The sequence below is a fragment of the Ancylomarina sp. genome, assembly GCF_041555295.1.
Taxonomy (GTDB): domain Bacteria; phylum Bacteroidota; class Bacteroidia; order Bacteroidales; family Marinifilaceae; genus Ancylomarina.
Map to the genome: position 1 here is coordinate 1 of NZ_JBFFKR010000118.1, position 10,052 is coordinate 10,052.

10 protein-coding genes are annotated in these 10,052 nt (G+C 35.6%); 4 read left to right on the forward strand and 6 right to left on the reverse strand.

What is annotated here, in order from left to right; all coding sequences use genetic code 11:
- The 4 genes from ABY905_RS09760 to ABY905_RS09775 all read left to right on the forward strand — a co-directional run.
- The coding region (locus tag ABY905_RS09760) for an ATP-binding protein (RefSeq protein WP_372643067.1) at positions 1-586 on the forward strand (586 nt) is incomplete at its 5' end.
- A 256-nt stretch (positions 587-842) separates the two neighbouring features.
- On the forward strand, positions 843-1,364 hold the full coding sequence (locus ABY905_RS09765) for a DUF177 domain-containing protein (RefSeq protein WP_372643071.1): 522 nt from the start codon (positions 843-845) through the stop codon (positions 1,362-1,364).
- 16 nt (positions 1,365-1,380) lie between these two features.
- Positions 1,381-1,566: a 50S ribosomal protein L32 gene (gene rpmF / locus ABY905_RS09770; protein WP_154199488.1), complete on the forward strand. Its 186-nt coding sequence runs from the start codon at positions 1,381-1,383 to the stop codon at positions 1,564-1,566.
- Between the two features lie 192 nt (positions 1,567-1,758).
- The gene (locus tag ABY905_RS09775) at positions 1,759-2,757 is read left to right on the forward strand and encodes a beta-ketoacyl-ACP synthase III (protein WP_372643073.1); all 999 of its coding nucleotides are present in this window, start codon (positions 1,759-1,761) and stop codon (positions 2,755-2,757) included.
- A 138-nt stretch (positions 2,758-2,895) separates the two neighbouring features.
- Here the strand turns inward: ABY905_RS09775 and ABY905_RS09780 are convergent, their stop codons facing one another.
- From ABY905_RS09780 to ABY905_RS09805, 6 genes are all read right to left on the reverse strand, one after another.
- Entirely contained in the window at positions 2,896-3,654 is a 759-nt protein-coding gene (locus ABY905_RS09780) for a hypothetical protein (RefSeq protein ID WP_372643076.1), read from the reverse strand.
- A gap of 663 nt (positions 3,655-4,317) precedes the next feature.
- Positions 4,318-5,394 carry an endonuclease/exonuclease/phosphatase family protein gene (locus ABY905_RS09785; protein WP_372643078.1) on the reverse strand — a complete coding sequence of 359 codons (1,077 nt, stop codon included), beginning with the start codon at positions 5,392-5,394 and terminating at the stop codon, positions 4,318-4,320.
- 92 nt (positions 5,395-5,486) lie between these two features.
- Positions 5,487-6,413 (reverse strand): rhomboid family intramembrane serine protease, encoded by a 927-nt coding sequence (locus tag ABY905_RS09790; RefSeq protein WP_372643080.1) that lies wholly within the window; start codon positions 6,411-6,413, stop codon positions 5,487-5,489.
- Between the two features lie 100 nt (positions 6,414-6,513).
- Positions 6,514-7,332, reverse strand: coding sequence for a rhomboid family intramembrane serine protease (locus ABY905_RS09795; RefSeq protein WP_372643082.1), 819 nt, complete (start codon positions 7,330-7,332; stop codon positions 6,514-6,516).
- A gap of 147 nt (positions 7,333-7,479) precedes the next feature.
- Complete coding sequence (mutL, locus tag ABY905_RS09800) at positions 7,480-9,471, reverse strand: DNA mismatch repair endonuclease MutL (RefSeq protein ID WP_372643084.1); 1,992 nt, start codon at positions 9,469-9,471, stop codon at positions 7,480-7,482.
- Positions 9,472-9,573: 102 nt separating this feature from the next.
- Complete coding sequence (locus ABY905_RS09805) at positions 9,574-9,888, reverse strand: hypothetical protein (RefSeq protein WP_372643086.1); 315 nt, start codon at positions 9,886-9,888, stop codon at positions 9,574-9,576.
- Positions 9,889-10,052 lie beyond the last annotated feature (164 nt).

Genomic DNA, 10,052 nt, shown 5'->3' on the forward strand with positions numbered 1-10,052 from the left:
TCTTCTTGCCTGGATGGAACTGCTTAAAGACTCTGATATTGACAAAAGCTTGACTCAGGAGATGGGTAAAGATGTAGAGCGACTGGAAGTAATCGCTGAGCGATTCTCAAAAATCGGATCCAGACCTGTACTGGTTTCCAATGATATCAAACAAATATTAGAAGATAGCATCAACTACCTTAAAAAAAGATCATCCAATAAAATTGAGTTTTCCGTAAATATTGATGAAAGCATAGACTGCAAAACTGCCTTAAATAAAGAGCTCTTTTCGTGGGTTATTGAAAACACAACAAAGAATGCCATCGATGCCATGAGTGGCGCAGGCCGATTGAGTTTTGATCTACAAAAATTGCAAAATAATTTATGCTTAGATATCTGTGATACAGGGAAGGGTATGCACAAGAAGCAATATCATGCCATATTCGAACCAGGCTACACCACCAAGAAGCGCGGATGGGGTTTAGGCCTTTCACTTGCTAAGCGTATCATTGAAGAATATCATGGTGGAAAAATATTTGTGTATCGCTCTGAACTAGGCAAAGGCAGCTGCATTCGGATACTATTGCCTACAAATAAGCGCTTTTGATTATTTAAACTGCTTAAAAAATTCTTGAATCGGTAATTTCTACCTATTTTTGCAGCCCATTTGAGAGAGAAGAAACCTCTATTTACGAGTTCTAATTTCAATCAAATGACTATATTAAATCCATCAAACTGAACACTAAGTCGTTTCAGCGAAATCTCTTTAGTCAAAAATCCATACTTTTTGAGAAAAAAAGATGATCGAGTTTGAGGATAGCTATTAGAAATTACATACTTTTGCAAAGTTTTATTTGAGCAATTTGAATTATTTAGCAAAATACACGATTCCTTTCAAAGGATTAGAAGACGACACTCATGAATTCGAATTCATGGCTGACGAAGAATTCTTTGAGCATTTTCAATTCGAGAATGATTTTCAAGGTAGTATTCCGATAAAAGTTACGCTTTTAAAGAGAACCCTTGTAATGACACTCACTATAGAGATTGCAGGAGAGATTAATGTGGTTTGCGATCGTTGTTTAGATCGTTTCCCATTTCAAGTAAAAGGAGAGTCTACTCTTTTTATTAAGTTTGGCGATAAACATGAAGAGTTGGCTGACGACGTTGTTGTTGTGCCAGAATCTGAAAATGAGATTGAAATTGCTCAATACATTTACGAGTTAATCTTGCTGAGTTTCCCTATCAACTTCATCCATCCAGATGACGAAGATGGTTTCAGCACTTGTAACGAAGAAATGATGCAAAAACTAGAAAACCACTCAGAACAAGAAGAAATTGATCCGAGATGGAATGAATTAAAAAAATTGATTGATAATAAATAGTTTAATAGGTTGAAAAATGGCACATCCAAAACACAGAACATCGAAGCAGAGAAAAGGTAAGAGAAGAACTCATATTAAAGCCACTCCTGCTACTCTAGCATCTTGCTCAAATTGTGGAGCAACTACTAAATATCACACTGTTTGCCCTGAGTGCGGATACTATAGAGGTAAATTAGCGATTGAAAAAGAAGTTACAGCATAACCTAATTCTTTCGGATAAGGTTTAACGCAATAGTAAATTTGCTCCTTAGAACAATCTTTGGGGCAATTTTTCTTATTAGTATTTTTGTGGTTAATTATTTTATCCCCTATGATTGTGGGCTTTGCAATTCGTAGTCATTTTGATTATAATTGCAGGCTATTTTGATCAAAAGAATAATAAGTAAGCATAGTAATGACAAAGATAAACGCAGTAATTACGGGAGTTGGGGCTTATCTTCCTGACTATATTCTTACCAATGAAGAACTGAGCACCATGGTTGATACAACCGATGAGTGGATCATGACCCGAATTGGTATTAAAGAAAGAAGAATTCTTAAAGGCGAAGGAAAAGGGACTTCCGATTTGGGAGCTAAAGCAATTGAAGAATTGCTTAAGAAAACCAACACCTCTCCTGAAGAAGTTGATTTGGTGATTTGCGCTACAGTAACACCGGATATGCAATTCCCTGCTACAGCAAACATTATTAGCGATAAATTAGGCATAAACAATGCTTTTAGTTTCGATTTAAATGCAGGTTGTTCAGGTTTTCTTTTTGCTTTGGCTACAGGTTCTAAATACATCCAATCTGGAATGTATAAGAAAGTCGTCATTGTTGGAGCTGAAAAGATGTCTTCAATTGTAGATTATACCGATCGTCAAACTTGTCCCATTTTTGGTGACGGGGCAGCAGCTGTTCTTTTAGAACCGACTACTGAGAACATAGGTATTATTGATGAAATGTTGCATACTCAAGGTTTTGGCCGCAAGCATTTGCACCAAAAAGCCGGAGGTTCATGCAAACCAGCAAGTCACGAAACAATTGATAATCGTGAGCACTTCATCTATCAGGAAGGTAACCACGTATTTAAACACGCGGTTTCTAACATGGCAGATGTATCTGTTGAAATGATGGCTAAACATAACCTAACTGCCGAAGATTTGGCATGGTTGGTTCCTCATCAGGCAAACAATCGTATTATCGAAGCCACTGCCAAGCGCATGGGCTTAGCTAAAGAGAAAGTGATGATCAATATTGAAAAATATGGCAACACAACTTCAGCGACAATTCCATTGTGTTTATGGGAATGGGAAAACCAACTAAAAAAAGGCGATAACATTATCCTATCAGGATTTGGTGCCGGTTTTACTTGGGGTTCAATCTTCATTAAATGGGGATACGATCCTAAATAAACCCAATCTATACCATATACAAAAAGGACTTCCAATTGGGAAGTCCTTTTTTTATTACCATAAATATCGGGTGTTCTAAGCGACAAAAAACACTCTATTAACATTTACTCAATATGGCAATTATCTAGTATCATCGAATTAGGAAACCGCTTTTTCAGCAACAACTTCTTCTTTGACTTCTTCAACAACGGGTTCAATCATATTTTTAATGACAGTAGCAGCCTTAGGCTTTCGTACATGATTGATAATATGCGTAAACATATAATCTTCACTCTTCTGTTTATTGGCCTTCATAATCAGCTTGCCCGTTTTAGAAAGATCACTCAAAATTTCCCAAAGCTTATTAAACTCAGCATGATTGTTTAAAACCAATTCTTTCTTCTCTCTTATTTTCTCTTCCTGAAGAAGGTTTAAATCATAGCTCTGCTTGGTCATATCAGCCAATTCGGTTCCCAGAATTTCCTTATAACCTTTGGCTTTTAAAGCTTCAATATTATTGGCTATATGCTGCTCAACAACCTTTACTTTTAAACAGTAACCTTCAATATTTCTTTTTTTGATTTCTTTTTTGGCTTGTTTCACGCCAATATCAGCAGCTTTTATATTTAAAGATTTGTTTGCTCGTTGTGCGTAAGCAGCAATCAAATCGAGTTTTGGTATAATACCGTCAATACATTCGTACAGATCTGCTGTGGTTTTCTTAATTTCGGCAGTTAGTGTAGGTGCCTGAGTCAGATCATTCACTTTTTTAATCTGATTACTTACCTCATTTAGGAATTCATCGTTGTACTCAGCAGAAAAGTTTTCGAAGGCACTACGATCTCTTGTAAACATTTGTAATAGAATCTCTCCCACTATAGGAAGCTCTTCCTGTCTAAACTTATAAAAAGTACTCATCTTTTAATGATTAGTTTGATTTATACTATGATGATTAAAATAATTTCAATCCAAACCCTAGTCTCTAATCTCCCCTACCAACATGTTACTTTGTCATCCTATTCTTGAAAAAGAACAGATTTCCTTATTCCCTTAGTAAATTTCTACATTCCCCTAAAGGTTTCCTACATTCCCCTGGTGCTTTCTAGCTTTACCCTGATCAATTTCAGGATTCCCCTAAAGGTTTTCTGCATTCCCCTGGTGCTTTTTAGCTTTACCCTGATCAATTTCAGGATTCCCTTGTTCTATTACAGCTTACCCTTTTGCAATTTCAACTTTCCCCTGAACAACTTTTTTCTGTCTAAGCTTCAGTTTTTCTCTTCTTTTTAAAAAGTAAAGAAACGAAGAGTTAAGAACTCCTCGATTCTTTGCAGGCAACCAACTTATTTAACTAAAATCACATCCTAATTTAAGTAAATAATATTAGAAATGTCAATTATTTAGTTACTAATCGCCTACTCTTCGTTTTCGAACAGCTTCATTACTATCGCATTAAACAACAACGATAGGCTTTTCAGTAAAAATTACATGAGAAATAATATTTATCAAATCGTAAAATAAATGGCGGACCACTATGTTATGATGATAAAAAAAGATAAAATGAATGGGTGAGAATGGATCGTCCTAAATTGAATCTAAAACAAAACTTGCGCAGATAGGATAGTGATCGGAATAACGCTTGCGTATCCGTTCGTAATTGGTACAAGTTATACCATTGGAATAAAGAAGGTAATCGATACGAAATGAAGGAAAATCACCAGAGTAAGTTGTACTAATACCTTTGCCTTGCTCAACAAAAGCATCGTTCATATTCTTAGATAATTGATGATAAGTATAGGAATTGGGCGTATCGTTAAAATCACCACAAACAAATGTCGGATTTGGCGATTGCTTAATGTGTTCCTTAATTTGAAGCGCTTGTTCAGCTCTTCGTGCAAATGCAAGACTCAAACGTGAAGAAATATCCTTAATCTCATCCAAATCTTCTTCGTTGCCTTGATATTCATCTTTCTTGATAAACTTATAGTTCTTACCTACAAAACGATTTGATTCCAGATGAAGGTTGTAGATTCGAAACAGGTTACCCTTTATCGAAATATCAGCAAAAATTGCTTTACACAAATGCTCGTCCCCAAAGAATAGACTTTCTTTTTTAGCAATAGGATGTTTTGAAAAAATAGCAACACCATTCTTTATATTGCTATAATGCACATATTTCATCCCCAATTCCTTCTTAAGATTGGTAAGCGATAATAAACCGTTAGAGGTACTTCGGTATTCTTGCAAGCAAACAACATCTGGTTTTTGAGAGTTAATCAACTTGATAATATTATGAGGCGTATTGGGGTCTTTAGTCCAATTATATCTATCGAATGAACGCACATTATACGATAGGATATTTAATTGCTCAGAACCAGCTAAAATAGTCTTATCTCCTCCACTTAATTGAAAGAAGTCACTTAAGCTACCATAACCAATAAGAATGATGATAAGAGGCAGTAGAAAACTCCACTTACGGCGGAACATCCAATAAATGACAAAAAGAAGATTGACAACTAAGAGATAAGGAAACGCTAGACCGAAAAAGGCTGGAAAACCAATTATTCCAGGATTTATATAAGCTGCAGAATAGGATATTAGAAGTGCTCCTGAGAAAATCAAGCTAAAAACGACCAGTCCTTTGTGCAATATTTTCTTCAAATTTTATATTTTGTATGATATGATTCCACGCAAAACTCGCAAAGGAAAACTTTAAATACTTTAATCTTTATACTTTTTAGACTCTATCCCTTTTAATCCTTACTCGACTTAAAAAGAACTTCTTTCTCCTCTTTAGATAAACTATCGTAACCCGATTTAGATATCTTTTCAAGAATATCGTTTAGATTTTCTTGCTTTTGTTTCTTAGCTTTATTGTAAGCCTTATCGTCAGCAGTACGAGCTCTTTTATGAGTCACCTTCATCTTCTTTTTCGACTTAAACCAAGAAAAAACGGTCTCCATCATCTGGTTAAAGCCCAAAGATATATCCTTCCCTTTTCGTAATTGAGTAATAAAGAACCAGCCATAAAAAGCACCACCCAAGTGAGCTAAATGTCCGCCAGCATTACCTTGTGGTAATTGAATAATATCCAATAGAATAAAGAAAAGGGCAATATATTTGAGCTTAACAGGCCCAATGAATATTAAATTTACAATATAATTTGGGGAATAACTAACTGTGGCAAATACAACAGCCATAACCGATGCCGATGCTCCCAGAGCGACAGTAAAAGGTAAACTTTCTTGAAATACAGGGAAAATATTGAAAGCAAAAACAAAAATAGAAGCCCCTGTTAAACCTCCTAATAAATAGATACTCAACAATTTTTTCTGATCGAGAAAATTTAGGAAAATTTGCCCAAACCAATACAAATAAAGCATATTGAATAGGATATGAAAAAATCCTTCATGCAGAAACATATAGGTAAATACGGTCCAAGGACGGTATATAAGTTCTGAAGTATCAGCAGGTAGTATTAACCAATTCAATACAAAGTTTCCTTCCCCAGGAGCTACCCCGAAGAGAAAAGCAATAACAGCCGCTACCTTCACAAGTAGGAATACTCCCAAGTTGATATAAATTAACTTACTAAGCGTACTACCCTCTTTGAAAGAATTCTTAATGCCTGCCCAAATACTTTGATGAGAATAGGATTGATATGGATTGTTGAAATTCATGTTTTTTTTCGGATATCAAATGAGTCAATAAAAAGCCAATAGAAAACTTCCCTAACTTTTTAAATGAACGCTAATTGTTGATTTATCGTATAGCTATAGACTAATAAAAACGATTGGAATGTTTATTCCAGTATTTAATCAGGATAAAACCAAATAACATACCTCCCAAGTGAGCAAAGTGAGCCACATTATCGCCTGCGGTTTGCTGGAATCCAAGATAAAGCTCAATAGCTCCATAGCCAATTACAAAATACTTCGCTTTAATTGGAATAGGTAGGAATATTAACATCATCTCGGTATTAGGAAATAACATCCCAAAAGCCAGTAAAATACCATACACTGCTCCAGAAGCCCCAACTGTTGTTACATTAATACTTTCAGTAATTGCACGACGAGCAATTTCAATGCCCTGATTGGCATAAGCTATACTATCAGGATTATCAGCCCACTTATCAGCAAAATCATAAACCCAAGCCGAAGGTCTTCCCAAACTATCTTTAATAATAGCTGAAAATAATTCTGGCGTTGGTGTGTTTGAGAAAGCTGTAAAAGCCTTCATAACGGAAGCATAATCTAACCACAATACGAAAGTATGCAAAGCTGCTGCTCCAAGTCCGGTTAGCATATAATAGATTAAAAATCGCTTAGGTCCCCAAACAGACTCCAATGCCCTGCCAAACATGAAAAGGGCAAACATATTAAAAAACAAGTGGGAGAAACCTCCATGCATAAACATATGCGTTATAAACTGAAAAGGCTTAAAATACTCCGATGCAAAAAAGTGCAGACCTAATATTTTGCTTAAATCAATGCCTGTTTGTCCTAAAACCCATGTTGCTAAAAGCATCAGTGCATTTATTATCAAGAGATTTTTAACGACTGGAGGCAGATTTAATAATGACGATTTAAAATTACTCATATCAATATATTTAGATGATGCTTACAATTCCAGTTCTCAATATCGATTCTATCTCAATATAAAAACTTATTTCTACAGCAGGTCTTTAGTCTTACAAGAGCCATACCAAGAAACAAAATATTGGAATTAAAGTCAAGTTGTCAGTATTTACCTGAAACGTTTGTCAAGTTCTTGTGTTTCCAGAACCGAAACTATGGTTTTCCCATCAGGTGTATAGTTAGGTGTTTCGCAAGCAAAGAGTTGATCAATAATGGCACTCATCTCTGCAGAACTAAGCGATTTTCCATAGTTCACAGCTGATGCCTTAGCTAAAGCTTTGGCCAAATTCTCACGAACTTTCACCTTAACATCCAATTGATTCACCTTATAGTTCTCCAAAAGATTCTCAAGTAATTCCTTAGGGTCACCATTTTGAATATCAGCTGGTGTCCCATTTATCACAAAAGTTTTCTTTCCAAACTCTCTGATATCAAAACCCAGGGCTTTAACATCCTCAATAATCACTTGCAAAAGGGTATAATCAGAAGCATTAAACTCAATGGTTTGAGGAAATAGGGTTTGTTGTGCTATACCTTGATTATTCTCAACCGAGTTTCTAAACTTCTCAAATAAAATACGTTCATGTGCTTTTCGCTGATCAATTATCATTAAACCAGAACGAACAGGTGTTAGAATATATTTGTTCTTCAACTGAAAAAAGCTCTGTGAATTAGCACTATTCTCCCTTTGGAAAATCTGTTGCTGTATCTGATTCTGAGGCGCTTCCTTAGGTTGAAAATAATCTGGCATAGGAGGTCGCTTCACCTCTTTTTGTCCTCCAATTGGATAATCAGGAATCAAATCAGGTTCTCTATCCTGATAAAGCTTATCCCAATCTTTTGGAACATCTTTCTTCGGACTGGAACTTTGTGAGGGTTTAGACTTCGGCTTAAATTCCTGATAAAATTGATTATGCTCTATTGAATTCACCTCTTGTTCGAAAGGGTTGTACGTTTTTTCTCCTGCAAAGGGATTATAAGTCGTATCAGCCTCGAAAGGATTAAATTCATGGTTTACCTTAATCATCGGCACACCAATCTCGCTTGAATCCTGATTGGCAACTGGAATCTCCAAACTGTTATCCTCATCAAAATCGATAGAAGGGACAATATTAAATTTCCCTAATGCTTCGCGAATTGAAGCTTGAATAATCTGAAAAATCGCCTGTTCATCCTCAAACTTAATTTCTGTTTTGGTAGGATGAATATTGATATCAATAATATTGGGATCAACCTCAAAGAAGATGAAATAAGGTGGTACTGTATCAGGTGGTAATATTTTATCGTATGCTAGTAGTACAGCCTTATGAAAATAAGGATGACGCATATAGCGGTTGTTCACAAAAAAGAACTGCTCATCGGATTTTCTCTTAGCATTCTTAGGCTTTCCAATAAAACCAGTAAGCTTAACAATACTGGTATTGGTATCGATACTTATCAATCTGGTATTAATACTACGACCAAAAACATTACTAATTCTCTGGCGTCTATTACTAGGTGTCAAGTTGTAAATCTCAACATCGTTATGAATCAACTGAAACTCAATATCAGGATTCGATAACGTGATTCTTTGGAATTCAGTAATTATATTTCGAAGCTCTGTAGAATTCGCTTTCAGAAATTTACGGCGCGCAGGAACATTAAAGAAAAGATTCTTAACGATGAAATTACTTCCCGATGGGCAAGCAACAGAATCTTGAGAGATCAGTTCAGAACCATCAATCACAAGATGCGTTCCTAACTCGTCTTCTGTTCGTTTCGTTTTTAGTTCAACATTTGCAATAGCCGCAATTGAAGCCAAAGCTTCGCCACGGAACCCCATGGTACGAATAGCAAATAGGTCTTTAGCTGCTTTAATCTTAGATGTGGCATGGCGCTCGAAAGATAATCGGGCATCAGTAGCTGACATACCACAACCATTATCAATAATTTGGATCAAAGTTTTACCCGCATCCTTTAAGTTTATTTTTATGGCAGTACTTCCCGCATCAATTGCATTTTCGACCAATTCCTTTACGACTGAAGCCGGACGTTGAACCACCTCTCCCGCGGCAATTTGGTTTGCAACTGAATCTGGAAGTATTTGTATAATATCGGACATATAGAATTAAATGTGAGATAAATATTCCTTATTTTCCCACTATCAAAAGGGAAATAAAACAAAACGAAGCTTCAAAAATAAAGTTTCGTTTCAATTAGCTCGCTACATTTTAAGTATTGAGAGATCCCAACCAAATACATAGCCAAAAGCAATAATGAGCAAAATTACTAAGATTATGAAGAGACGAATATTCGATTTTTTATTTGAATGTCTTACATCAGTATTCTTATGACGCAGAGAACGTCTCATCTGTCCCTTAATATTCGGAATATACTGACCATTATCGTCTGTCATTCCCAACTCGGCCTTAATGCGATTCTCTCTCTCCTCGCGCTCTTCTTTAGCTGGATCCCAATAGCGAGGTTCAATATTAAACCTTTTATGCTCTGGCTTTTTAAAAAAACCTGGTAATGCCATAATTCCTTGTGTTAATGCTTTTTATATTTTCTTCGATTGTATGGCAAATATAGCTATAAATACTGAATTTCAGTCTAGAAATGTAATTCAGACATGAAGGTATTTATGATATATTAACAAAGCTCTTGTTGCTCAATTCTTTATTTATTTGCGTACAAAAATCA